The sequence below is a fragment of the Atopomonas sediminilitoris genome (assembly GCF_022601735.1).
Classification (GTDB): Bacteria; Pseudomonadota; Gammaproteobacteria; order Pseudomonadales; family Pseudomonadaceae; genus Atopomonas; species Atopomonas sediminilitoris.
In genome coordinates this window covers 71557-96545 of the sequence record NZ_JAKUMM010000008.1, presented here as the reverse complement: position 1 = coordinate 96545, position 24989 = coordinate 71557, and the positions used below count along the sequence as shown (strand labels likewise).

At 59.0% G+C, this 24989-nt stretch carries 22 protein-coding genes; 13 read left to right on the top strand and 9 right to left on the bottom strand.

From position 1 onward, the window contains the following. Positions 1-21 precede the first annotated feature (21 nt). Complete coding sequence (locus MKI83_RS13445) at positions 22-1206, bottom strand: DUF3530 family protein (protein WP_241587286.1); 1185 nt, start codon at positions 1204-1206, stop codon at positions 22-24. Positions 1207-1310: 104 nt separating this feature from the next. Between MKI83_RS13445 and rpe the strand changes: the two genes are divergently transcribed. The 8 genes from rpe to trpC all read left to right on the top strand — a co-directional run bounded on the left by rpe (position 1311) and on the right by trpC (position 10215). Then, positions 1311-1985, top strand: coding sequence for a ribulose-phosphate 3-epimerase (gene rpe, locus MKI83_RS13440; RefSeq protein WP_241587284.1), 675 nt, complete (start codon positions 1311-1313; stop codon positions 1983-1985). After that, entirely contained in the window at positions 1982-2668 is a 687-nt protein-coding gene (locus tag MKI83_RS13435) for a phosphoglycolate phosphatase (RefSeq protein WP_241587281.1), read from the top strand. Before rpe ends, MKI83_RS13435 begins: the two co-directional genes overlap by 4 nt. Before the next feature lie 218 nt (positions 2669-2886). Continuing rightward, the gene (gene trpE / locus MKI83_RS13430; RefSeq protein WP_241587279.1) at positions 2887-4368 is read left to right on the top strand and encodes an anthranilate synthase component I; all 1482 of its coding nucleotides are present in this window, start codon (positions 2887-2889) and stop codon (positions 4366-4368) included. Positions 4369-4477: 109 nt separating this feature from the next. Further along, on the top strand, positions 4478-5335 hold the full coding sequence (locus MKI83_RS13425) for a PA4780 family RIO1-like protein kinase (protein WP_241587276.1): 858 nt from the start codon (positions 4478-4480) through the stop codon (positions 5333-5335). 156 nt (positions 5336-5491) lie between these two features. After that, on the top strand, positions 5492-7477 hold the full coding sequence (locus tag MKI83_RS13420) for a BCCT family transporter (RefSeq protein ID WP_241587274.1): 1986 nt from the start codon (positions 5492-5494) through the stop codon (positions 7475-7477). A gap of 238 nt (positions 7478-7715) precedes the next feature. Continuing rightward, on the top strand, positions 7716-8309 hold the full coding sequence (locus MKI83_RS13415; RefSeq protein ID WP_241587272.1) for an aminodeoxychorismate/anthranilate synthase component II: 594 nt from the start codon (positions 7716-7718) through the stop codon (positions 8307-8309). A gap of 26 nt (positions 8310-8335) precedes the next feature. Continuing rightward, positions 8336-9385, top strand: a complete 1050-nt coding sequence (gene trpD / locus MKI83_RS13410; RefSeq protein ID WP_241587270.1) for an anthranilate phosphoribosyltransferase — start codon at positions 8336-8338, stop codon at positions 9383-9385. Next, the gene (trpC, locus tag MKI83_RS13405) at positions 9382-10215 is read left to right on the top strand and encodes an indole-3-glycerol phosphate synthase TrpC (RefSeq protein WP_241587268.1); all 834 of its coding nucleotides are present in this window, start codon (positions 9382-9384) and stop codon (positions 10213-10215) included. The genes trpD and trpC overlap by 4 nt, the downstream gene beginning before the upstream one ends. A 68-nt stretch (positions 10216-10283) precedes the next feature. Here the strand turns inward: trpC and crp are convergent, their stop codons facing one another. Beyond that, positions 10284-10928, bottom strand: coding sequence for a cAMP-activated global transcriptional regulator CRP (crp, locus tag MKI83_RS13400; RefSeq protein ID WP_241587266.1), 645 nt, complete (start codon positions 10926-10928; stop codon positions 10284-10286). A 270-nt stretch (positions 10929-11198) separates the two neighbouring features. On the opposite strand from crp, the gene MKI83_RS13395 reads away from it, so the two are divergent. Further along, a complete protein-coding gene (locus MKI83_RS13395) occupies positions 11199-11624 on the top strand; it encodes an OsmC family protein (protein ID WP_241587264.1) in 426 nt (141 codons plus the stop codon). 69 nt (positions 11625-11693) lie between these two features. On the opposite strand, the gene coq7 is transcribed toward MKI83_RS13395, so the two are convergent. The 3 genes from coq7 to MKI83_RS13380 form a co-directional block, all read right to left on the bottom strand. Next, complete coding sequence (gene coq7 / locus MKI83_RS13390) at positions 11694-12341, bottom strand: 2-polyprenyl-3-methyl-6-methoxy-1,4-benzoquinone monooxygenase (protein WP_241587262.1); 648 nt, start codon at positions 12339-12341, stop codon at positions 11694-11696. Positions 12342-12406: 65 nt separating this feature from the next. Then, positions 12407-13231: a formylglycine-generating enzyme family protein gene (locus MKI83_RS13385; protein WP_241587260.1), complete on the bottom strand. Its 825-nt coding sequence runs from the start codon at positions 13229-13231 to the stop codon at positions 12407-12409. Between the two features lies 1 nt (position 13232). Further along, positions 13233-13571 (bottom strand): histidine triad nucleotide-binding protein, encoded by a 339-nt coding sequence (locus tag MKI83_RS13380; RefSeq protein ID WP_241587258.1) that lies wholly within the window; start codon positions 13569-13571, stop codon positions 13233-13235. Between the two features lie 110 nt (positions 13572-13681). Here MKI83_RS13380 and MKI83_RS13375 point away from each other — a divergent pair, with 110 nt between their 5' ends. Continuing rightward, entirely contained in the window at positions 13682-15163 is a 1482-nt protein-coding gene (locus tag MKI83_RS13375) for an AAA family ATPase (RefSeq protein WP_241587256.1), read from the top strand. A 25-nt stretch (positions 15164-15188) separates the two neighbouring features. On the opposite strand, the gene MKI83_RS13370 is transcribed toward MKI83_RS13375, so the two are convergent. After that, positions 15189-16691: a histidine kinase gene (locus tag MKI83_RS13370; RefSeq protein WP_245399769.1), complete on the bottom strand. Its 1503-nt coding sequence runs from the start codon at positions 16689-16691 to the stop codon at positions 15189-15191. Positions 16692-16864: 173 nt separating this feature from the next. Here MKI83_RS13370 and serB point away from each other — a divergent pair, with 173 nt between their 5' ends. Then, positions 16865-18076 carry a phosphoserine phosphatase SerB gene (gene serB, locus MKI83_RS13365; protein ID WP_241587249.1) on the top strand — a complete coding sequence of 404 codons (1212 nt, stop codon included), beginning with the start codon at positions 16865-16867 and terminating at the stop codon, positions 18074-18076. Positions 18077-18152: 76 nt separating this feature from the next. Here serB and MKI83_RS13360 read toward each other — a convergent pair whose 3' ends face one another. The 3 genes from MKI83_RS13360 to epmB all read right to left on the bottom strand — a co-directional run bounded on the left by MKI83_RS13360 (position 18153) and on the right by epmB (position 23266). Further along, a complete protein-coding gene (locus MKI83_RS13360; protein ID WP_241587246.1) occupies positions 18153-20225 on the bottom strand; it encodes an EAL domain-containing response regulator in 2073 nt (690 codons plus the stop codon). Positions 20226-20282: 57 nt separating this feature from the next. Then, on the bottom strand, positions 20283-22076 hold the full coding sequence (locus MKI83_RS13355; protein ID WP_241587244.1) for a cyclic-di-GMP receptor FimW-related protein: 1794 nt from the start codon (positions 22074-22076) through the stop codon (positions 20283-20285). A 179-nt stretch (positions 22077-22255) separates the two neighbouring features. Further along, entirely contained in the window at positions 22256-23266 is a 1011-nt protein-coding gene (gene epmB, locus MKI83_RS13350; protein ID WP_241587242.1) for an EF-P beta-lysylation protein EpmB, read from the bottom strand. Between the two features lie 62 nt (positions 23267-23328). On the opposite strand from epmB, the gene efp reads away from it, so the two are divergent. Then, the gene (efp, locus tag MKI83_RS13345; RefSeq protein WP_241587240.1) at positions 23329-23901 is read left to right on the top strand and encodes an elongation factor P; all 573 of its coding nucleotides are present in this window, start codon (positions 23329-23331) and stop codon (positions 23899-23901) included. Between the two features lie 18 nt (positions 23902-23919). Then, positions 23920-24879: an EF-P lysine aminoacylase EpmA gene (gene epmA / locus MKI83_RS13340; protein WP_241587238.1), complete on the top strand. Its 960-nt coding sequence runs from the start codon at positions 23920-23922 to the stop codon at positions 24877-24879. Positions 24880-24989 lie beyond the last annotated feature (110 nt).

The following is a 24989-nucleotide window of genomic DNA, read 5'->3' as shown; positions in this document are numbered from 1 at the left end:
CGCCAGCCTGCTAGCGTCGGTTTATGGCGTGGTTTTGGTGGCCTGTAGATTCATGTCCAACCAGCCGCGAATCCGCCGATAGAGCTGCTCTTGCTCGACTTGCGGGTTGCCGGGCAGCGCCTTCATGGCCACTTGAATGTAATTGGGTTGCGCTTGTTGCTTGGCGCCGTTCATGCGCAGGCGGGCGGCGTTGCGGTCGTTGGCTTGGTCTTTGTAATAAAAGTCACCGGTGACCACTTTGAGCTCTTGCAAGATGTTGGGCAGCGCTTCGCTGGCGTCTTCCGGCTGCTGCGCGGCGACTAACAGCAAGTTCATGATGCCGCTGTTGGGGCTGCTTTTTAGGTATTGACTGGCGGCGTAAGCGCCGCTGCCGTGACCGAGCAACACCACCGTGGGCAGATTGCGCGCCATCGCGTGCTCCACCGCTGCTTGAATACGCGCTTGCACCAAGCTGACGTAGTCGGCTTCTTCCATGCCGGCGTTTTCGCTGGCTTGCTCGCTCTCGCTGCTGGCGGCGAGCTGATTGCTAACCTCGGCGGCCAGATCTTGGCTTTCGGCATCGCCACTGGCGCTGACGTCGGCGCTGGCGGCGCTGTCTGCACTCGCGGCGCTATCTGACTCGGCGGGGCGGGCGAGCGGTTGGTCGCTGGGGTCATCCGGCAGGCTGATGCTGAGGGTGGCCCACGCGTTGTCCGGCAGACGTTGGCGCAGCGGGCTGATGACCTTGGGCCAGTCGGCATGTTCGCCACGACCGGGCACTAAAATCACCACGCCACGGGCTTGTGGCGCATTGGCGGGCTTCCACAGGGCAAGAAACTCGCGGTGGCCATCGCTCAAACGCTGTTGCTCGTCATCGGTGATGACTTTGACCAGCTCGGCCTCGGCCACTTCACTGCGTTGCTCGATGGGCGCGCGCTCGACGGAGCTGTCGGCGCTGCCCTCTTCATCTGTTCCTGCATCGGTCTCGGCATCCGTTGCTGCGCTGGTGTCTGCGGCATTCGTGGCTGTGCCGTCAGTCGCGGAGGCATCTGTCCCTGAGGCGTCTGCTGCTGAGGCATCCGTGGCCGCGTTATTAGGCGCAGCGTCAGCGGCGCTGGTCGTGTCCGTCGCCGCGCTGGGTGGGCTTTCTTCTGCGTTGGCTGCAGGCGGGAGGGCCAGCAAGCTCAGGCTTAGGGCGGTGCAAATCAGGGTGGGCAAACGAGGCATGGCAGAACTCCGGACAGTCAGGCTCTAAGAATGTCGGCCGAGTCAGGCAAAAATTGACCTGCATAAAGGTTAGAATAGCGGTCTTTTCCGCCGTGGAGCCGCTCATGCAACCGTTTGCCATTGCCCCATCGATTCTTTCTGCTGACTTTGCTCGCCTTGGCGAGGATGTCGATAAGGTGTTGGCCGCCGGCGCTGACATCGTGCACTTCGATGTGATGGACAACCATTACGTGCCCAACCTGACCATCGGGCCGATGGTGTGCACCGCGCTGCGCAAATACGGTGTTACCGCGCCGATTGATGTGCATTTGATGGTTAAACCGGTAGACCGCCTGATTGGCGACTTTCTTGAAGCCGGCGCCAGCTACATCACCTTTCACCCAGAAGGCAGCGAGCACATTGATCGCTCGTTGCAGCTGATCAAGGCCGGCGGTGCCAAAGCAGGCTTGGTGTTTAACCCCGCGACGCCGTTGGATTGCCTGAAGTACGTGATGGACAAGGTCGATATGATCTTGTTGATGAGCGTGAACCCAGGCTTTGGCGGGCAGGCGTTTATCCCCGGCACGCTGGACAAGCTGCGCGAAGCGCGGGCGCTGATTGACGCCTCAGGCCGCGAGATCCGCTTGGAGATCGATGGCGGCGTCAACGTGCAAAACATTCGCGCGATTGCGCAAGCCGGTGCCGACACCTTTGTCGCCGGTTCGGCCATTTTCAATCAGCCCGACTACAAGGCGGTGATTGACGCCATGCGTGCTGAGTTGGCGCACGTTAAGGCATGACCGCACTCGAGCGTTTGTGCGGCGGTTGGCCGCAGCTGGTGATGTTCGATTTGGATGGCACCTTGGTGGACTCAGTGCCGGACTTAGCCGCCGCCATCGACGTCATGCTGCTGCAGCTCGGTCGCGCCCCTGCAGGTGTGGCCCAGGTGCGCGACTGGGTCGGCAACGGCGCTCTGGTGCTGGTGCGTCGTGCGCTGGCCAATAGTTTTAACCACGAGCAAGTGGATGAAGCGCAAGCGGCGCAGGCGTTGGCTTTGTTTGAACAAGCCTACGCCAAGCCGCATGCGGCGACACGGGTATACCCCGGGGCGCTTGAGTTTGTGCAAACGTTGGCGGCACGCGGCACGCCGCTGGCGTTGGTGACCAATAAGCCGAGCCGTTTTCTACCGGCGTTGTTGGCGCAAGTAGGCATGGCGGATGTGTTTCGTTGGCAGATCGGGGGCGATACGTTTGCCGCCAAGAAGCCCGATCCTTTTGCGCTGCATTGGCTGCTGCAACAAGCCGCTGCGCCAGCCGCACAAACCTTGTTTGTGGGGGACTCGCGCAATGATGTGCTGGCCGCGCGCGCGGCGGGTGTGCCCATGGCGGCAGTCAGTTATGGCTATAACCATGGCCGGCCGATTGGCGAAGAAGCGCCTGACTGGCTCGGCGAGGATTTGCGTGCACTACTGGTCGTTGCCTAAATGGCTGCGCTTGGTTAGGGTGAGGCCTTAGCTTTCGTGGTAACGAGAAAACACTGTGCCCAGTCCGCGCAACTCCCTGCTGATTTTGGCCTTGCTCAAGGCCTTCGCCCGTTGGCGCTGGCGCGCCTGACTCTGCTGGCCAGTGCTTGCTGGCGCTCGTTAACTAAACCCGATTGCTTATGCGCTGCTGCGAGCGGCGCTTGTTGCCCGAGGCTGTTATGACCCGCGAAGAATTCTTATCTCTAGCCAGCGCCGGCTTCACCCGTGCGCCTGTGGTGCGTGAAGTGCTGGCTGACTTGGATACCCCCTTGTCCACCTACTTGAAACTGGCCGATGGCCCGTACTCCTATCTGTTGGAGTCGGTGCAAGGCGGCGAGAAGTGGGGGCGTTACTCGATCATCGGCCTGCCGTGCCGTACGCGTATTCGTGTGCAGGGCCAATGTGTGTTTTTGGAGCGTGACGGCGACGTGCTGGAACAGTGCGAAGTGGCCGATCCGCTGGCGTGGATTGAGGCTTACCAAGCGCGCGAGAAAGTCGCCCCGCTGGCCCAGATGCCGCGTTTCTCCGGCGGTTTGGTTGGCTACTTTGGCTACGACACCGTGCGCTATATCGAGCCGCGTCTCAAAGATGGCGTGCCCGAGGATGTGCTCGGTACGCCGGATATCCTGCTGATGGTGTCGGATGAGTTGGTGGTGTTCGATAACCTCTCTGGCAAATTGCTGCTTATCGTGCACGCCGACCCGCGCGATGCCGCCAGCTTTGATGCCGCGCAAACGCGCCTCAGCGCGCTGGTGCAGCAACTGCGCGAAGCCAAGGTAGAGCGCCCTGCGCATACCCCGCGCGAGGTCGCCGAAGACGCGTTTCGCTCCAGCACCGGCGAGGCGCCGTTCCATCAAGCCGTGGACACGATCAAGGATTACATCCTCGCCGGCGACGTGATGCAAGTCGTTGTGGCGCAACGCATGAGCGTGGCTTACCAAGCGCCGTCGCTGGACTTGTACCGCGCGCTGCGCTCGCTGAACCCCTCGCCGTACATGTTCTACCTCAACCTCGACACCTTTCAGGTGGCTGGTTCGTCGCCAGAAATTTTGGCGCGTTTGGAGGATGGCATCGTCACCGTGCGCCCCATTGCGGGCACTCGTAAGCGCGGCGATACGCCAGAGAAAGACAAGGCCCTCGAAGCGGACTTGCTGGCCGATCCTAAAGAGATCGCCGAGCATTTGATGCTGATCGACTTGGGCCGTAACGACGTCGGTCGTGTGGCGAAAACCGGCACCGTGGAGCTCACCGATAAGATGGTGGTGGAGCGTTATTCGCACGTGATGCATATCGTCTCCAACGTCGAAGGTGAACTCAAAGACGGCATGGGCGCCTTGGACGTGCTGCGCGCAACATTCCCCGCCGGCACTTTGTCTGGCGCACCGAAAATCCGCGCGATGGAAATCATCGACGAGCTGGAACCGGTCAAGCGCGGTGTCTACGGTGGCGCGGTGGGCTATCTGGCCTATAACGGCAATATGGACACCGCCATCGCCATTCGCACCGCCGTGATTAAAGACGGCCAGCTGCACATCCAAGCCGGCGCCGGCGTGGTGGCAGACTCCGTGCCCGCGCTGGAGTGGATGGAAACCCTCAACAAAGGGCGCGCCGTGTTTCGTGCCGTGGCCATGGCCGAACAAGGCTTGGATCAACCGCAGTGAACGAAGCCCCGACCAAGCGCGGCCGCAAGGCGCTGCTGCGCTCAATGCTTTTCAATACTGCTAGTCGTGGGGTGGCGGTGAGTTTTTCGTTGTGGATGCATAACGGCTTATGAAGATTCCTAAGCGCTTAGAGCCTTTGTATGAAGGCGGCCTGATTGACCGAGTCATCGGTCAATTAATGAGCGGCAAAGAAGCCACCGTGTATGTGGTTGGCAATGGCGACGATATTTTGTGCGCCAAAGTCTACAAAGAGGCGGATAAACGCAGCTTCAAACAAGCGGTGCAGTACCAAGAAGGCCGCAAGTCAAAGAACAGCCGCCGCCAGCGCGCCATGGAAAAAGGCAGTAAGTACGGCCGCAAACAACAAGAAGATGCCTGGCATAACGCCGAAGTCGAGGCGCTGTATAAGCTCGATGCCGCCGATGTACGCGTGCCGACGCCCTACGGTTGTTTTGAAGGCGTGCTGTTAATGGAGCTGGTCAGCGACGATGAGGGCAATGTTGCCCCGCGCTTGAATGACGTGCTGCTGGATGAACAACAAGCGCTGGACGACCATGCGCTGATGATGGAATACGTTAAACGCATGCTCTGCGCCGGCATTGTGCATGGCGACTTGTCTGAATTTAACGTACTGGTCGATGACTACGGCCCGGTGATTATCGACTTGCCACAAGCCGTGGATGCCGCCGCCAACATGCACGCCAAAAGCATGCTAGAGCGCGACGTGCGCAACATGCGTGAGTATTACGGCCAGTCAGCTCCGCAATTGCTCAGTACTAACTACGCCAAAGAAATGTGGGCTCTCTATGAAGAAGGCGAACTCACCCCCGACACCCCACTGACGGGGTTGTTTGTGGAAGATGAGCACAGCGCCGATGTCGATTCAGTGCTGGAAGAAATCAAAGCCATCTTGCAAGAAGAAGAGGCCAAACAAGCACGGCTTAAAGAAGATCAAGAAGACGATTGAGTGTTGTGGCAGGCTTTGCGGCCTAATGGTCAAATCATCAACACCACTGACGCGCTTAACCCAGTGGCCGCTGAGCTTAAAACCGCGTCCGCTGTGAAAAAGCGTATTCCTGCAGGCTCTCTATAATGGGGTGACTCACTATGGAGAGTCCTGTTAATGAATAACGTCCCTACAGATCGCCCTGCCCAAGCGCGATTTCATCCGCCGGTGTTTTATCCGGCGTCTTTTTTGGTTATCGCTCTGGTGCTGTTTGCCGCATTGCTGCCAGAGACAGCCGACAGCCTGTTTAAGGCCTTGCAGTCGGTCATCGTGGTCAATGCCAGCTGGTTTTATGTGCTGACGGTGGCGTTGATTTTGCTCAGCGTCACCTTCTTGGGCTTGTCGCGTTATGGCGAAATCAAGCTCGGGCCTGATCACTCCACGCCGGATTACTCCAACGTCACCTGGTTCGCCATGTTGTTCTCGGCGGGCATGGGTATTGGTTTGATGTTTTTTGGTGTGGCCGAACCGGTCATGCACTTCCTGTCACCGCCGGTGGGCGAGGGCGGCAGTGTCGAGGCCGCGCGCGCGGCGATGAAGATCACCTTCTTCCATTGGGGTCTGCATGCGTGGGCGATCTACGCCATCGTCGCGTTGATTTTGGCCTTCTTTAGCTACCGCCATGGTTTGCCGCTGACGCTGCGCTCGGCCTTGTATCCGCTGATTGGCGAACGCATTTATGGCCCGATTGGCCATGCTGTCGATGTGTTTGCCGTGATCGGTACCGTGTTTGGCGTTGCCACCTCGCTGGGTTACGGCGTCATGCAGGTCAACGCAGGGCTTAATCATTTATTTGATGTGCCGGTGAGTGTGACCACGCAGATCGCACTGATTATTGGCGTGACCATGCTGGCGATTTTGTCCGTGGCCACGGGCTTGGATAAGGGCATTAAGATTTTGTCCGAGCTCAACATGGGCTTGGCGGTGCTGCTGCTTACAGTGATCTTGCTGCTCGGCCCGACGGTGTTCTTGCTGCAAGCGTTTGTGCAAAACACTGGCGCCTATGTGGCGGATATCGTCAGCAACACGTTCAACCTGTTTGCCTACCAAAAAACCGATTGGATCGGCGGTTGGACCATTCTGTATTGGGGCTGGTGGATGTCGTGGGCGCCGTTTGTGGGGCTGTTTATCGCCCGTGTTTCGCGCGGTCGTACCATTCGTGAGTTCGCCATGGGCGTGTTGTTTGTGCCCACTGGTTTCACCCTGATGTGGATGACCGTGTTCGGCAACTCAGCGATTGAGCTGATCCTCAACCAAGGCCAAGCGGCGCTCGGTGAGGCGGTCTCGAATGATGTGGCTTTGGCTTTGTTTGCCTTCCTTGAGCACTTCCCGCTGTCAGGGCTGTTGTCGATCGTGGCGATGATCATGGTGGTGGTGTTCTTCGTGACCTCGTCGGATTCCGGCTCCATGGTGGTCGACATGCTCTGCTCGCGCGGGCATGACAACACCCCGCTGTGGCAGCGCGTGTACTGGGCCGCAGGCGAAGGCGTGGTGGCGATTGTGCTGTTGCTGGCTGGCGGCCTGGGCGCGTTGCAAACCATGACCATTGCCAGTGCGCTGCCATTTGCCGTGGTGCTGCTGGTGGCGACCTATGGTCTGATCAAGGCGCTGCGGGTGGATTTGTACAAGCGCGAGAGCTTGCAGCTCAACGTTGCGCCAATGGGGCCGCCGCAGGTCAGCGGCTCATGGAAAGAGCGCCTGCACAGTATCATCGACTACCCCTCGCAAGAAGGCGTACAGCGCTTCATTGATGACACAGTGCGCCCGGCGATGGATGAGGTGGCGCAAGAGCTATCCGGCAAAGGCATTGAAGCGCGCGTTAGCAGCATTGGCCCAGGCCGTGTGAGCTTGAGTGTCGGCCATGGCGAGGAGATCGACTTCCTTTACCGTGTTTGGTCGCGCGGCCATGTGCGGCCTGCCTTCCTGAATGCCGATGTGGCCGAGAGCGAAGTGAATGAAGCGCAAAAGTACTACCGCGCTGAAGTACACCTGCGTGAAGGCGGACAGGATTACGACATCATGGGCTGGTCGAAAGACGGCGTGATCGGCGATATCGTCGACCAGTACCACAAGCACATGCACTTCCTGCACCTGCTGCGTTAAGCGCCTCAACAAGCCGCGCGTGCAGCGCGCGGCTTGTTTGCCTGCGGAGGCTGCGCTAAGGTTGCGCTGTTAACGCGAGGCTCCACTGTGATTGCTATTCGATACTTCCCCTGCCTGTTCAAGGCCCTAGCCCGTTGGCGCTGGTGAGCCTACTTCTTTGTCCGTTTTAGCGGCGCCGTTTTGCCATCTTGACTGAACAGTTCGAAGCATCCATCTAGGGATGCGCAGGAAGTTTCTTATGTTGCTAATGATCGATAACTACGACTCTTTCACCTACAACGTGGTGCAGTACCTCGGTGAGTTGGGGGCTGAGGTGAAAGTGGTACGCAATGATGAGCTCAGTGTCGCGCAGATTGCCGCGCTGGAGCCTGAGCGCATTGTGATCTCCCCAGGCCCGTGTACCCCCAATGAAGCCGGTGTGTCGCTGGCGGTGATTAAGCATTTTGCCGGCAAGTTGCCGATTCTCGGCGTGTGCCTTGGGCATCAAAGCATCGGCCAAGCCTTTGGCGGCGAAGTGGTCCGCGCGCGGCAAGTGATGCACGGCAAGACCAGTCCCGTGTTGCATGCCAATCATGGTGTGTTTGCAGGCTTGAATAACCCCCTCACCGTCACGCGCTACCACTCGTTGGTGGTTAAGCGTGAAAGTCTGCCGGACTGTTTAGAGATTACCGCGTGGACTGCGCATGACGACGGTACACCCGATGAAATCATGGGCCTGCGCCATCGTGATTACGTCATCGAGGGCGTGCAGTTTCACCCTGAGTCAATCCTGACGGAGCAGGGCCACGAGCTGTTCGCTAACTTCCTCAAACAAAGCGGTGGTCGCCGCTAAGCGGCCCGCACTATTAAGGAGCGCACATGGATATTAAAACGGCACTCGATCGTGTGGTTAACCGCCAAGACCTCAGCACTGTAGAGATGCAGGCTGTCATGCGCGAAATCATGACCGGCCAGTGCAGCGATGCACAGATTGGCGGTTTTTTAGTGGCGCTGCGGATGAAAGGCGAGAGCATCGACGAGATCACGGGCGCTGCCAGCGTGATGCGTGAGCTGGCGCATGGCGTGTCGGTCGGCGGTGGTGGCACCTTGGTTGATACCTGCGGCACGGGCGGTGATGGGGCGAATATCTTCAACGTTTCCACGGCTGCCGCGTTTGTGGTGGCGGCGGCCGGCGGCAACGTGGCTAAACACGGCAACCGTGCGATTTCCGGTAAAAGCGGCAGCGCCGATGTGCTGGAGGCCGCAGGGGTTCATTTGGGGCTGACGCCCGAACAAGTGGCGCGCTGCGTTGAAACGGTCGGCGTCGGCTTTATGTTTGCTCCAGCGCACCATGGCGCAATGAAGCATGCCATTGGCCCGCGTCGTGAGCTGGGCCTGCGCACGTTATTTAACATGCTTGGCCCGATGACTAACCCAGCCGGCGTTAAGCACCAAGTCATTGGTGTGTTTAGCCGCGCGCTGTGCCGTCCGATGGCGGAGGTGCTCGGTCGTTTGGGCAGTGAGCATGTGCTGGTGGTGCACGCCGCTGATGGGCTGGATGAGTTCAGTTTGGCCAGTAGTACCTTTGTCGCCGAGCTGCAAAATGGCGAAGTGCGCGAGTACGAAGTGCGCCCTGAGGACGTCGGTTTGATCAGTCAGCCGTTGCTGGGCTTGGATGTCGCCGATGCGCAAGGTTCTTTAGCCTTGATTCGTGAGGCGCTTGGCGCACGGCACACGGTAGAAGGTAAAAAAGCCGCCGACATGATTGCCTTGAACGCCGGTGCGGCCTTGTATGCCTGCGATGTGGCGGCCAACTTGCGTGAGGGCGTGCACATGGCGTTGGATGCCCTGCAAACCGGTCTGGCGCGAGAAAAGCTCGATGAGCTGGCGGCCTTTACGCAAGTCTTTGCGGTGGAGAATCAAGCGTGAGTCTGCCAACCATCTTAGAAAAAATTATTGCGCGTAAGCACCAAGAAGTGGCCGAGCGCAGCGCCAAGATCAGCTTTGCTGAGTTAGAAGCGCGAGCGGCCCAAGCCGATCCTGTGCGCGGCTTTGCTGCCGCCATGCAGGCTAAGGCGGCAGCGGGCGAGGCGGCGGTGATCGCTGAAATTAAAAAAGCCTCGCCAAGCAAGGGTGTGCTGCGTGAGGACTTTGACCCTGCGGCGATTGCCAAGAGCTATGCCGCTGCCGGTGCCACCTGTTTATCGGTGTTAACCGATGTCGATTTCTTTCAGGGCAGTGACGCGTACTTGCAGCAAGCGCGCGCGGCGTGCCGGTTGCCGGTGATCCGCAAAGACTTTTTGGTCGATCCTTACCAAGTGGTCGAGGCGCGCGCCTTAGGGGCTGACTGCGTGCTGTTGATTGCTGCCTGTTTAGACGGCGAGCAGCTCAAAGACTTGTCGCAAGTGGCCAGCGCGCAAGGCTTGGATGTATTGGTTGAGGTGCACGACGGCGCTGAGCTGAACTTGGCACTGCAATACACTGACACCCCGCTGCTGGGGATCAACAACCGCAATCTGCATACCTTTGAAGTCAACTTAGAAACCACACTCGACTTACTTACGCGGGTGCCGCGTGAGCGCATGCTGATCACCGAAAGTGGCATTATGAACAAAGCCGATGTTGAGCTTATGTTGCTCAGCAATGTCTTTGGCTTCTTAGTGGGCGAGGCCTTTATGCGTGCCCAAGACCCCGGTGAAGAGCTACAGCGTTTGTTCTTTGGCGGGCATAAAATCGTAGCCGCGCCGGACGTGGACTAATACGCCAGCCACTCAGTCGCACAAAGAAAAGCCCAGCAATGTGCTGGGCTTTTCTTTGTGCGCGCTGTTTAGCGGGTGCCAAACACCACCATGGTTTTTCCTTTGACGTGCACTAGCCCTTGTTCTTCGAGGGACTTGAGTACGCGGCCGACCATCTCACGCGAGCAGCCGACGATGCGGCCAATCTCTTGGCGGGTGATTTTGATCTGCATGCCGTCGGGGTGGGTCATGGCGTCGGGTTGCTTGCACAGATCCAGCAGTGTGCGCGCTACGCGGCCGGTGACATCCAAAAAGGCCAAGTCGCCGACTTTGCGCGTGGTGTCGCGCAGGCGATCGGCCATTTGTTGGCCCAGCGCTAGCATGATTTCCGGCTCTTGCTGACTGATTTCACGGAACTTGGCGTAGCTAATTTCCGCGACTTCGCATTCGGTCTTGGCGCGCACCCAAGCGCTGCGCTCTTGCTCGTTACCTTCGCGTTCGAACAGGCCCATCTCGCCAAAGAAGTCGCCAGCGTTGAGGTAGGCGATGATCATTTCGCGGCCGTCATCGTCCTCAATCAGGATGGTGACCGAGCCTTTAACGATATAGAACAAGCTTTCACAGCGATCGCCCGCGTAAATGATGGTGCTTTTGGCGGTAAAGCGCCGGCGATGGCAGTGACCTAGAAATTTGTCGATGTTCTTAATTTTTGGTGTGAGCGCGATAGCAACCATGAGAATTCCCGCAATGAAGAAACCGCGATCCAGCGATTCGAGTTGTTCTTATAGGGATCAGTCATCACTCGCCTTGATAGAGGCATTCGGTGACTATATTCCTTTTTCACTGATGGTGTCAGCGTGGTGGCGTCAGTTTACCAACAAGCGTTTGCTTGCTTTGTCGAAGTGAGACACAGATAACGCAAAAAATAGTGACTCAAGAAGGCGAAATAGCCTGTGTTAAGCTACGCGCCTTATTCGTTCAGTGTAGTGGCTAAAGGGGCGGGAATGAAGGCGCGAATTCAATGGGCTGGCGATGTCATGTTTATCGGCGAGTCAGGCAGTGGTCACGCGGTCGTGATGGATGGCCCTGCTGAGTACGGTGGCCGCAACATGGGTATCCGCCCGATGGAGATGATGTTGCTAGGCTTGGGTGGCTGCACCAGCTTCGATGTGATGAGCATTTTGAAGAAAGCTCGTCAGCCGGTTGAGCACTGTGAAGCGCTGCTGGATGCCGAGCGTGCCGATGAAGACCCGAAAGTGTTCACCAAAATCCACGTGCACTTTGTGGTTAAGGGACGCGGACTGAAGGAGGCGCAGGTTAAACGCGCAGTAGAGCTGTCGGCAGAAAAGTACTGCTCGGCCTCGATCATGCTCGGCCGTGCTGGCGTGGAAATCACCCATGACTACGAGATTGTTGAGCTCGGCGCATAAGCCCAAGGCGCTGCGTAAAACATAAAAAAGGCGGCTAATGAGCCGCTTTTTTTATGGCTGAGCAAGGGCTTAAAGCCGATAGGTGCTTTTGGTCATTACCTTAGACAACAAGGTCATGCCCAGTTTGACCGGTGTGGGAAAGTTCAACCCGCCAGCCTCAAGCGCATGATCGGCGTGCTCGGCCTCATCAATACGCATCTGCGCCAAAATCGCCCGGCTTTTCGCATCGCTGCGTGGGATTTGATGCAGATGTTCGTCTAAGTGTTTGCACACTTGATCTTCTGTGGCGGCGACAAAGCCCAAGCTGAGGCGGTCGCTGATCAGGCCGGCGGTCGCGCCAATGCCAAACGACAAGCCATAAAACAACGGATTCAGCAGGCTGGGGCGGCTGTTGAGTTGACGCAGTCGCTGCTCGCACCACGCAAGGTGATCCACCTCTTCACGTGCGGCTTGCTCCATGCGGCTGCGCACATGCGGCAGTTTGGCGGTCAGGGCTTGGCCTTGGTACAAGGCTTGCGCGCAGACTTCGCCAGTGTGGTTGATGCGCATTAGACCGGCCACATGGCGGTTATCGTCATCGCTCAATTGGCATTCAGGTTGCGCTTGCGCAGGTGAAGGGCGCTCTGGCTGGCCGCTAAAGGGCAGCAAGGTGCGCAAAGCGGTGTCGGCTTGCAACAGCAGTTGGTCAAGCGGGGAATAGTGGCGTTGGGGCTGCATGGGGCGCCTCCTCAAAGTGCGTGGCGACAGTTTACCGCAGATGCGGTGCGGCACAGTGATTTAGGTCAGGGTAGCTCGCGAACCACGCGCAGGCCTAATGAGTAACTGCGTTGGTCGGCTTGGCGCGGGTCGCGCAGGCTGCTGCGTAAGTACGCCGGGCCGCTGTTCCATGCGCCGCCTCGGGCAACGCGCGGGCGTTGGTCGAGCAAGCTGGCGACTTGTTGCTCGCTGCCATCAAAGGGCGCGGCAAAAGCGGAGGCGGTCCACTCCCAGACGTTGCCGGCGGTGTCGTACAGGCCAAAGGCATTGGCGGCAAACTGCCCGCGCAATGCGGTTTTGTTGCGAATAAAGCTGGATGTGCCGCAACCACGGCAGTGCGCGTGCGGGGTATCGTTGCTGGGGGCGGCGTTATCGCCCCACCAGAAGTAGCTTTGGCTGCCGGCGCGGGCGGCGTATTCCCATTCGGCCTCGGTGGGCAGGCGATAACGCGCGCCGCTCTGTTGGCTCAGCCATTGGCAATAGGCTTGCGCTTGATGCCAGTCGACGTGGATGACCGGGCGTTGATCCGATAAGCCCCAGCCTTCGTTATTCGGCAGGGCTTTGCCGGTGCTGGTGCTAAACGCACGCCATTCGGCAAAGCTGACTTCATACACGCCTATGGCAAAGGCTTGCTTGATCGGCACGCGGCGTGGCGGGCGCTCGTTGTGGTTGCCGCGGCCTAAGCTGTCGCCGAGGATAAATTCGCCAGCCGGCACCACCACGAGCAGAGGGCCGCTGCTGCCGTCAGCCAAGGTGTCGGTCAGCGTGTTGCCGGCTTCGATGTTGCTGGCGGCGCTGGCCACGCTGCTGGCGCACAGCAGCGCCGCACTCATCAGTCGAGCAAAGCGCATATCAACCCGGTGGCCAGTGCAGTTGACGCTGACCGAGCACATGCATGTGGATGTGGTACACGGTCTGCCCGCCGAGCTCGTTGCAGTTCATCACGACGCGAAAGCCGTCCTCACACCCTTGCTCGCGCGCTAAACGCTGGGCGGTATAGAGGATGTGACCGGCCAGAGCGCGATCGTCTTCGGTTAAATCATTCAGCGTGGCGATGTGCTTTTTCGGGATGACCAAAAAGTGCACCGGTGCCTGCGGGCTGATGTCGTGAAAGGCCACGACGTGTTCGTCTTCGTAGAGTTTTTTGGCCGGAATTTCGCCGGCGGCTATCTTGCAAAACAGACAGTCCATGGGGCCTCCTGCGGATCAAAAGGTGTGCGGCATGTGCTCGGCTCGCCGCCACTTCAGCGCGGCTGAGTGTATCCTCTTGGCGAACAGGGTGCACGACACAAGGGGTGGCGGTGAAGAACGATATTCATGATTTGGGCTTGGTGCTGGACTCCAAGGTCAAGCTGGTGCTGATCGAGTCATGGGAAGAGGCGCGGGTGCTGGAATTGATCACCGGTTTGGCGATCAAGCGCTCGCATACGGTGTATCAATGGACGGATGTCGATGGCTTGCAGCGCTTGGGTTTTGGCGCCGACAGTGCCGATGCCGAGGCATCACAAAATCCGGAAGAGGCGCTCAAGCTGATCCGCCGCGACATGCACCCTAACTTGTACGTGCTGTGCGATGTGCATCCGTATTTGAATGAACAAAACCCCAAGCTGATCCGTTTACTAAAAGAGGTGGCCATGCGCAGCGAGGCCTTTGCGCCGACGCTGATTCTGCTGTCGCATGCCATGACGCTGCCGCCGGAGGTGCGTCGCTACGCGGCGCGCTTTGAGCTGGCGCTGCCCAGTGAAGACGAACTGGGCAATATCGTGCGCGATGAAGCCGCGCGCTGGACGCAAAGCAATCAAGGGCTGCGCGTGCGCACGGACAACCGCACCTTAGGCCAGCTGGTGAAAAACCTGCGCGGTTTAACTCATGGCGAGGCGCGCGTGTTGGCGCGCAAAGTGATTGTGGATGACGGCGCGATCACCCAAGAAGACATCCCAGAGCTGAACAAAGCCAAGTTTGAACTGTTGGACTTAGAAGGCGTGTTGAGCTTTGAGTACGACACCGCGCGCTTTGCTGATGTTGGCGGTTTGCGCCGCTTCAAACAGTGGCTGGGGCAGCGGCAAAGCGCATTCACCCAAGGTGGCGCCGACGTGCCGCGTGGCGTGCTGTTGGTCGGCGTACAAGGGGGCGGCAAGAGCTTGGCGGCCAAGGCAGTGGCGGGCCTGTGGGGCTTGCCATTGCTGCGGCTGGATTTTGGGGCGCTGTACAACAAGTATTTTGGCGAGACCGAGCGCAACTTACGCCAAGCGTTAAAGCTGGCCAGCATGATGTCGCCCTGTGTTTTGTGGATGGATGAGATCGAAAAAGGCATGGCCACCGGCGAGGGCGACGGCGGGGTCAGCCAGCGTGTACTGGGTACCTTATTGACTTGGATGTCGGAGCGTAAAGAACCGGTGTTTATCGTGGCCACGGCCAATGCCATCGATCGCTTGCCGCCTGAGCTGGTGCGTAAAGGGCGTTTCGATGAAATGTTCTTCGTCGATCTGCCGGCGGAAGAGGTGCGCGGCGATATCTTCCGGATTCACCTAGAGCGGCGTGAGCTGCCGTTAGAGCGGTTTGATTTGCCGGCGCTGGCGGCTGCGGCCAATGGTTTTACCGGCGCCGAGATAGAGCAGGCGGTCGTCAGTGCGGTGTACGCTGCGCAGGCGCAAGAGGCGGCTGCGGCACAGGCGCATGTGCTTCAGGCGCTGCGAGAGACCTCGCCGTTGTCGGTGGTGATGGCGGAAGACTTACAGGCACTTCGGCACTGGGCGCAGCAGCGCACGGTACCGGCGGACTGACGCGTGTGTCAGCCCGCCGGTGCGGTTATTCGGCGGGGCTCTCAAACATCTGGTTGAGTTGATTGTCGAGCAGGCTTTGGTAGGGCTCGAGCAGGCGCTCAACGCAGCAGGCACCGGCAGGGCTGGTAATCGGCCGCAGTTTGGCGCGATGGCGAATGTCGCTTTCGCTGCTGATGGATTGATCCAGCAGCACCAAGTTGCGGCTGTGCTGGCTCAAAGCCAAGGCGGCTTCGGTGGCTTCGCTCAGCAGTAGCTCGCCCTGCGGCAGGTCTTGCAAACTGTCGCCAACGGCCAGACCCAGTTGCAACTGTAAGGTCAGGCCGCTGTCGGCGACTTCGACTTGCAAAGCATGGCCCAAACCGCGGAGCAGTTCGGCGCAGCACAAGGCGTTGCCGGTGTGGTCTTCGGCGCAGTCGTCGCTGTGAAACAAAATTAAGCTGCTGCCATCGTTGAGGGTGTGCAGCTGACCGTTATACAGCTGCGCCGCGCGCTCAAGCGAGCCACGGTAACGTTCCAGCAGCTCGACCAGACGATGCCGCGGCAGGCGGCGTAATTGCTCTTGAGCGCCTAATTGCACTGCCAGCACGGTGGTTTCGCCCGGGATTTCGCCCAGCTCATCCTGCTCGTCGGGGGTGATTAGTTCGCCGAGCCAGCTTTCGGGCTCAGGGTCCTCTTCAAGCTCTGCGGCATCTTCGGCGCTTTGCCACGGCAAGTTGAGTGCTTCAGGCGCGTGTTGCTCAAGTCCATCGTGCGGGCCGTCAAGGGCGGCGTCGTCCCAGTGCGGCTCGTGGCGTAAGTCGTCGTCGAGGTCTTCTTCTGCGTCAGTGTCAGCGCTATTGAGCTGAGGGGCTGAGGCGACCTCGACGCTGGGTGCGGGTTTGGCAGCCACGAGGCGGGCTTGCAGTTGGCGTGAGAGTTCGCCGATTTCGTCCATGCGTGCTGAGCCCGGCGCGGGGTCATCGGGGTCACGCAGCCACAGGCGCAGCTCTTGCAATGGCATGGCGAGGCTGCGGCCAAGACGCAGCGACAGCGAAATGCTCAAGGCAATCAAGATCAAGCTCAGAATGCCCATGCTTTGTAAGCTGATGGTCATCGGCTGATAGAACTGGCGCATGTCGAGGCTGACGCGCAGGTAGCCGGCGATCACTTCTTGAAAGGTGATGTTGGTCGAGTACAAGCCTTCGGGCTCGCCGATCAAGGCGTGCGGCCTAGCACCGGCTTCAGCGAGGATGCGATTGTCAACGCTGTAGATGGCGGCATGCGCCACCAGTGGGTTTTTGGTCAGGTTATTGAGCAGTACGTTGAGGCTGAGCAGGTCATTGGCGACCAGCAGCTCAGTGGCCGAGGCTCCGGTTTGAATCACCAAGCTTTGTCCCAATGCATCCGCTTGTTGCTGCATGGCTTGGCGGAACTGCATGCCCATTACCCAGGCATAAATCAGCAAGGCGAAGGCCACCAAAAAGAGGCTATGCGCTGCCACGCGTAAGCTCAGGCTGATGCGCTTGCGGCGCAGGGCCTGAATCAGCATGACAAACACATTATCGGAGCGAGGAGCGTGCGGGCGATTCACGGAGGCATATTCACAAGGCAAAGTTGCTGGGCAGTATAAACGGGCGTTTGTGTGCAGTAATAGCCGCAACGCTGCCGATGCGACAGGGTTTGCAGGTAAACTGTCGCTAAATCTGCCTTGGGAGAACCTGCGTGCGCGAAATAGTGCTGATTAATATCACCGGCGAAGACCGTCCGGGGCTGACGGCGGCGATTACCGGTGTGCTGGCGCAAAGTGGCGCCAATATCTTGGACATCGGCCAAGCGGTGATCCATGACACCTTGTCGTTTGGCATTTTGGTCGAAATTCCCAGTAATGCTGAGGCCTCTGGGGTGCTGAAAGAAGTGCTCTTCACCGGCTACAAGATGGATCAGCAGGTGCGTTTCACTCCAGTGAGCGAGCAGGAATATGCCGCTTGGGTGGGCGGGCAGGGCAAGTCGCGCCACATCGTTACGCTGCTTACGCGGCAAGTGACCGCCGAGCAGCTGCATGCCGTGAGCGCGATTACCGCGCGCTTTGGCTTGAATATCGACCACATTGATCGCTTGTCTGGGCGTGTGGCCTTAGGCGCGGATCAGTCGCGCAGCAAGGGCTGTGTCGAGTTTTCTGTGCGCGGTGAAGCCGAGGACCCAGCGGCATTGCGTGCCGAGTTTTTGAGTGTGGCGCAGGCGCTGAATGTGGATATCGCCTTCCAGCAAGACACGGTCTTCCGTCGCAATCGCCGCTTGGTGGTGTTCGATATGGACTCCACCTTGATTGAGGCAGAAGTGATCGACGAGCTGGCCAAAGCCGCCGGTGTTGGCGAGCAAGTGGCGGCAATCACCGAGCGGGCGATGCGCGGCGAGTTGGATTTTCGGGCCAGCTTTAAAGAGCGCGTTGGGCTACTCAAGGGCTTATCCGAATCGGTGTTGGCCGATATTGCCGCCCAGTTGCCGATGACCGAAGGCGCGGAAACCTTGCTGCATGAGCTTAAGCGCTTGGGTTACAAGACCGCGATTTTGTCCGGCGGCTTCACGTATTTCGCCAAGCACCTTCAGGCCAAGTTGGGTTTTGACTACGTGTTTGCCAACGAGCTACCGATTGTCGATGGCCGGGTCACGGGGGAAGTGGTAGAGCCGATCGTGGATGGTCAGCGTAAAGCGGACTTGTTGCGGGAGTTGGCGCAGCGCGAAGGTATTTCGCTGGAGCAAGCGATCGCCGTGGGCGACGGGGCGAATGACTTGCCGATGCTGTCGATTGCCGGCCTTGGCGTGGCGTTTCGCGCTAAGCCTTTGGTCAAGCAGTCGGCCAAGCAGGCGATTTCCACCTTGGGTTTGGATGGTGTGCTCTATCTTTTGGGCTATCGCGACCGCGAAGGCGAATAAAGCACGCTTCTGTTAAACAACACGGCCCGCTATTGCGGGCCGTGTTGTTTAGCGTTGGTGGCTTGCCTTGAGCTAGTTACTCATCGCCCCCGCCAAAGTCGTAATTCATCCCTGCGCTTGGCCCTTGCAGGTAGTGACCTTGGATGTAATTCACTCCCGCTTGCCACAGGGTCGCCAACGCGCTGGCGCTTTCGACATAGGGCACGATGGTCAGCTTGGCTTGGCTATGAATCGTGGCGGTGAGGTCTTTGAGGGCTTGCTGGCTGTCGGCGTCGTTCAGCTCCTGCACGTACGAGCCATCCACCTTGATGAAGTTCACCGTCAGGTGCTTCAAGGTATTGAAGGGGTTAGCCGCGCAGCCGAATTGACTGATGGCGACTTGGCAATGCAGTTCGGCCAAACCTTCGGTCAGTGTTTTGGCAGATCTAAGGTAGGCAATCGCGTCGGTTTCGTTGAACTGGAAGGTCAAGGAGTCCGTCGGCAGGCGGGCGGCCTTGAGGGCTTTGCCTAGCCACGGCAATAAGCCCGGATCTTGCAGGCTCGGGCCGCTTAAGTTGATAAACAATCGTGTGTTGTGGCCTTTGCTGCGGTGTTCTGCCAGCAGTTTGATGCTGTTGAGGATCACCCAGCGGTCGACCTTTTCCGCCAAATTGGCGGTCTTGGCGGCAGCAATCACCTCGGTGGTGTCCATCTCTTTGTCGTCGCCGCTTTTCAGGCGCAACAACACTTCGTAATGCTCATGCGGGTCGCCGCGCAAGCTGATCACCGGTTGGAACATCAGGCGGAAGCTGTTTTGCTCCAAGGCTTGCTTGATGGCGGCCACCACGTCACCACGGTTGGCTGCGGCGGCCAATTCGACGGACGGGTCATAGGCTTTCACGCAATTGCCGCCGGCTTGTTGCGCGTCTTCGGCGCAGCGGTGCGCACGCTCGATCACCAGGTTGGCTTTGTGCGTGGCTTCGCTCAGACCGGCCAAGCCGGTGGAAAGCTTCACTTGTACGGTGCGGCCGTCGACCTCAAACAGGTGCTCGGTGATGGCGTTACTGAACGCGGTGTAGTGTTCAAGACGTTGCTTAGGCGTGGTGTCGGGTGTGAGTACGGTAAATACGTCATCACCAAAGCGGGCCAGCAAGCTCGGCGCGGCAAACTGTTGGCGCAGCATGTTGGCGATATCGGCCAGCAGTAGATCCAGTTTGCCGATGCCAATGTCGGCAAGGATTTCGGTGTAGTTGTCGATTAGCAGATAGCCAACGCACGCCTGGCCTTGCGCTTGCACCACGCGTTCAGCCAGTTGTTGGCTTTGCTCTAAGAAGTGGTTGCGGTTGAACAGGCCGGTCACGAGGTCGAGGCTGGCTGCTTCACGCAAACGCTCTTCGAGTTCGGCGTTATCCGCTTCGCCGCGAATCAGCAGCTGCGTACAGGGCTCGCCATCGTAGGTGGCGGGCGAAAAGCTCATGCTGGCCTTGAATTGACTGCCATCGGCCCGCGCGCCACTGATTTTGAGGTCGGTGTTCTCGCCGCGATGTTGCTTCAAAAAGTCTTTAAATTGCGCCTGATCTGCTGGGGCGATCAGGCCGATCACCGGCTCGGCGGCTAGATCATCCGGATCGTCATGGCCAAACATTTCCATGTACGCGCGGTTCACGTAGATGTGCATGCCGTCATGGATGTAGGCAATGGCATCGACTGAACTGTCGAGCAGCAGTTGGCAGCGCTTTTCTGCTTCGCGCAGCGAGATCTCGGCGCTGCGGCGGCCACGGCGTTCTTCTAGATTTTTCAGCTCACGGGTGGCGACTAAAACCAGGCGCTCGTCTTCACCTTCGGGCAGCGCGTCTGCGGCGCCATACATCAGCGCTTCGGTGACGCGGTCGGGCTCGTTGTCTTCCAGCAGCTGAATAAAGGGAATGTCTTTGTCGAGCTTGCGCAGGGCAGCTAAGGCTTCTTGCGGTTCGAGCGCTTCACTGTGCGCGGCGGCAATCAGTAAGTCCCAACCTTGTTGCAGTTGCTGCTCTAAATCCTCGGCGCTGACAATGCGGTGCACGCGGGTCGCGCGCCCCGCGTTACGGAACAAGCTAACTAACCGCTCGGCCTCGTTTTGCGAGTCTTCAAGGATGAGCAGGCGAATAGTTTTTTTCTTATCCAGGGCCATGTGCCGTCGTTCTTACAAAGGAGATAGGGCGATTTAGCCGCAAAATGGCGGCAGAATCTACAGAGTGTTCCACAGTGAGTCAAAATCGTTGCCAGCACCTTTGCCGCTTTTTTCTTTGCCGGCAGGCTCTTGGCTGTTGATGTCAGGTTGGTCGAGGCGACGGTATTCGAATTGATTGAAACTGCCGCTGGCGGTGAGGCGGCGACCCAGTTGAATACGATATTCCTCGCCTTCGCGGCGGATCAGTACCTTGTGTCCTTCCTGAAAAGGTAGGCGCGGGGTGATCAGCGTGGCCGGACGCGAGATGGCTTGGATGGGGGCGATCAGCAAGGCACGTAAAAACTGGCTGCTTTGCTCGGTTTTACGCAGCAGCTGCGCGCCGCACGCCTGCGCCTTGGGCGCGAGCATTTCTATGCCCATTTGTGTGGCGCCGCCACGCACTTGGCGTATCCAACGAACGGCGGCTAAGTTCCAGTTGTCTTGGCCTGGTTGATTGGCCGCCAGTAACTCGCCAGCCTGTAGCTGATCGGGAACGTCATCACACCATTGCAAGCCGTAACCGCCGGGGCTTTGGTTGATGACGTCTAAGGTGTGGCTGGGTTGTTGGTGCGGGCATTCTTCGACCTGATTAAAGGCGCTGCTGCCAGCTTTGGGCTGGTATTCAATGCGCTCGCCAAAGCCTGGCTTCCAGTCATCGTCGGGCGCGGCATCGAACGCGCCAGCCCAGACGTCGACGTCTTTGACTGTTTCAAAGCTGGCGCTTTTGACCTTGTGCTGCAGGATGTCATCGAAGCCACGCTGCTGGCCTAAATAAAAGTGCACGGCGCTCATGCCGATGCACAGTTCAAGCTGCTTTTGCTGCACCGGTTTGCGCTGAAATGAGCGCTCGGCCACTGCGCCCCATGCCTGCTGCAAGTGTTGAAGAACGTCGGGGCCTAGCTCGCGCGGCACGTGCAGACGGAAACTGGCTTGTTTGTCTTCTGCCAGTAATTGGTATTCGCGCAGTGCATCGGCCAGCTCGCTAGGGTCGATGCCCAGGCGCAATGTTTGCGGCAGTTCACGCCACAGTGCGCGGTAGCGCGGAGGGGCATCGAGGCGAGGCAACACCAGAAATAGACATTGTTCGGCCCCCTGTTGGCGTAAGCGCACATGCCGGCTCCAGTCGAGCAAGGCCATGTAGGTGCGCTCCATGCCGCTTTGGCGCATTTGGTTAGGCCGTGCGCAGGCGAGCAAGCAGATGCTGAGGTAGCGTTGCAGCAAGCTGGGCTCAAGGCCGTCCAGCAGTGGGTCATTGACGGGCAGGGTCTCTAACTTGCGGGTGGCGCCGAGCAGCAGCAGCTGGTGCAAGTCTTGCCAGAGCCCTTCTGGCACTGGGCAGTACAACTGACAGGCGCGCAGGTGCAGTTGGCCAAGGCAAGCCATTGCGCGCGAACAGGCTAGGCCCAACATGCGGCTGGCGTCTTTGTCTTTGCTGGTTTCTAGCTGATTGGCCAGCAGTTTGTAGCCATTGGCCAAGTGATGTTGCAGGGCTTGGCAGAGGTTGGCGACCTTGCGCGCGCGCTCATCCAGTACCACGCTGCGATTAAGAAAATGACGCTCCAGTTGGCCGCACACATAGGCCACTTCGACGCGTAATGACTCCAGCATGGTCAGGCGCGTATCGGCGGGGCAAATCAGGTCGTTGATTTCTTGCGAGGCTTGGTAGAGCAGGCGCGCCGTTTCGCCAAGGTTCGCTTTGGGTAGCTCGTCCAGCCATTTACGCAGCGCACGCGGGTTAGCGTCGGCAAAGGTCAGTGCCGGCTGCCGCGGTGTTGGGGTGCGTAACAAAGTGGTCGGTTTGCTGCTATCCATGATGCTCGTGCGAATTCCCCTAGGTGCTGGCTGGCACCCTGAACTGCGACTGAAATGGTCGCGCACTTTTTGTTTGACTCTAGCAGTTGGTCGCCGGCAGTGCAGCTATCTTCGGCTTGGCGACAGCATTAAGGTCTAAGGTGCTGTTTCTAGTGATGTTACCTAAGGTGGCGTTGGGCTCAAAAGGTAAGCCAGGTTTTGCTCGGTTGCCCAGCCTGCTCGCGACTTAAACGCGGCACGAGGTAGCCCGGAAGACGACGTTGCAGCGTGCGCATCAGCGCGGCGGCGTCTTGGTCGCTGACTAAAAAGTGCGCGGCTCCTTGCACTTTATCCAGCTGAAACAAGTAGTACGGCAGCACGCCATGATTGAACAAGCGCAGATTGAGTTCGATCAGGATTTCGGCGTCGTCATTGATGCCGCGCAGTAGCACGCTTTGGTTGAGCAGGGTGACGCCAGCGCGGCGCAATGCCTCGAAGGCTAGGGCGACCGAGGCGTCGATTTCTTGCGGATGGTTGGCGTGGCTGACTAACACGCACCGTAAGCGACTGCGGCTTAAGCGGGCGCAGAGGCTTGAGGTAATCCGCGCCGGCAAAACAATGGCCAGGCGCGAATGGATGCGCAGTGTGTGTACGTGCGGGATCGCTTCCAGCGCGCTGATCAGTAAGTCGAGGCGTGCATCGCTATTCACCAGCGGATCGCCGCCGGAGAGGATCACCTCATGAATGTCGGGCCGCGCGGTAATGTAGTCCAGCGCGGCTTGCCAGTCGTTTTGGCTTAAGCGGTTGTCGGCGTAAGGGAAGTGGCGACGAAAGCAATAGCGGCAATTAATGGCGCACGCACCGGCGGCAATCAACAGCACGCGGCCGTGGTATTTGTGGATCACGCCTGCGCTTGGGTTGCTGGCGGCCTCGGCCAGCGGGTCGGTGCTAAAGCCTTCCGTACTGATATGTTCTTCGGCCAGCGGCAGTACTTGGCGCAGCAGTGGATCATGCGGGTTGCCGCGCTGCATGCGCGCAATAAAACCACGCGGCACACGCAGGGCAAACAGCTTGGCGGCGCGCTCGGCAGGCGCTAGCCAGTGCGGCTCTAGCTCAAGCAAGTGCAGCAGTTCGGCGGGGTCGGTGACGGCGTCACTGAGCTGCTGTTGCCAGGTGTGCGGTTCAATTGCGCGGGTGGCTATGGGTATCATGTAAGACCTTGGTGCACCGAGAGAGTGTGCGTAACCCACTGATTTTGCAGAGTGAGCCAAACATGCCTAATTATTCTACCAACGAATTTAAGAGTGGCCTCAAGGTGATGCTAGAGGGCGACCCGTGCGCCATTCTGGACAATGAGTTTGTCAAACCGGGCAAGGGGCAAGCCTTCAATCGCGTCAAAGTTCGCAATCTCATGAGCGGCCGCGTATGGGAGCGCACGTTCAAGTCTGGTGAGTCACTAGAGGGCGCCGATGTCATGGATTTGGACATGGAGTACCTCTACAACGACGGCGAGTTTTGGCACTTCATGCTCACCGATGGCTCGTTTGAGCAATACGCGGCCGACGCGAAAGCGCTGGGCGACAGCCACGTGTGGATGAAGGAGCAGGATGTCTACCAAGTCACCTTATTCAACAACGCGCCGATTGCCGTGCAGCCGCCGAATTTTGTTGAGCTGCCGGTGACCGAAACCGACCCCGGTGTGCGTGGCGATACCGCGCAAGGCGGTAACAAGCCGGCCACCTTGAGCACGGGGGCGGTGGTTAAGGTGCCGTTGTTTATTGAGATTGGCGATGTGCTCAAGGTCGATACGCGCAGCGGCGAGTATGTCAGCCGCGCCTCAGCCTAAAACGCTAAAGGAGCCAGCATGAGCGCTTGGCAGCCCACCGCGACCCGTACGCAATTGCAGCGCCGGGCTGAGCTATTGGCCTACATTCGCGGCTTTTTCAGTGCGCGCGACGTGCTCGAAGTGGATACGCCGGCGCTGTCGGCGGTGCCCGTGTCGGACCCTTTGTTAACCCCGTTCGCCACTCAGTTTGTGCCGGAAGGCGGTGGCACGGCACAGCATTTGTACTTGCAGACTTCGCCCGAGTACCCAATGAAACGCTTGTTGGCGGCGGGAGTCGGGCCGATCTGGCAGCTGTGTAAGGTATTCCGCAATGGTGAATCTGGCCGCCGCCATAATCCGGAATTCAGCATGCTGGAGTGGTATCGGCCAGGTTTTGACTGCGCGCAGTTGATGGATGAGGTCGAGGCCTTGGTCTTGCCGCTGCTGCCCGCGAGCGCTGTGGCTCGCCTCAGCTACGCCCGCTTGTTTGCTGACAAGCTAGACCTGGATGTGTTCAGCGCCAGTGTTGAGCAGTTGGCCGCCTGTGCACGGCAGCATGTGGCGTTTGTGGGCGAGCTATCGCGCGATGGCTGGCTGCACTTGCTGTTTAGCCATGTGCTGGAGCCTGACTTGCAGCAGCCGACTTTTGTCTACGATTTTCCCGCCAGTCAGGCGGCACTGGCGCGGGTGATTGAGGACGAGCAAGGGCGGCCGGTGGCGGCGCGCTTTGAATTGTTTGTCGCCGGCGTCGAACTGGCCAATGGCTATTGGGAGTTGAGCGACGCGCGTGAGCAGGCGGCGCGCTTTGCTGCCGATCGCGCCGAGCAGCAGGCGTTGGGGCAAACCCCGCGCGCGCCGGATGAACACTTGCTGCAAGCGCTAGAGCATGGCCTGCCCGATTGCGCTGGCGTGGCGCTTGGTTTTGAGCGTCTGCACATGCTCAGCGCGGGGTTAACCCACATCGATCAAGTGCTGGCCTTTCCGTTGGCGCGCGCGTAGCTAGTGCTCAGTCATATCTGGCCAAAGCGTGCGCGTTTAAGGGTTGCAAGTCGGCCCTAGGCGACCTTGGAGGCAACAACGGCGCTTCGCACAATACGTGTCAGCCGCAT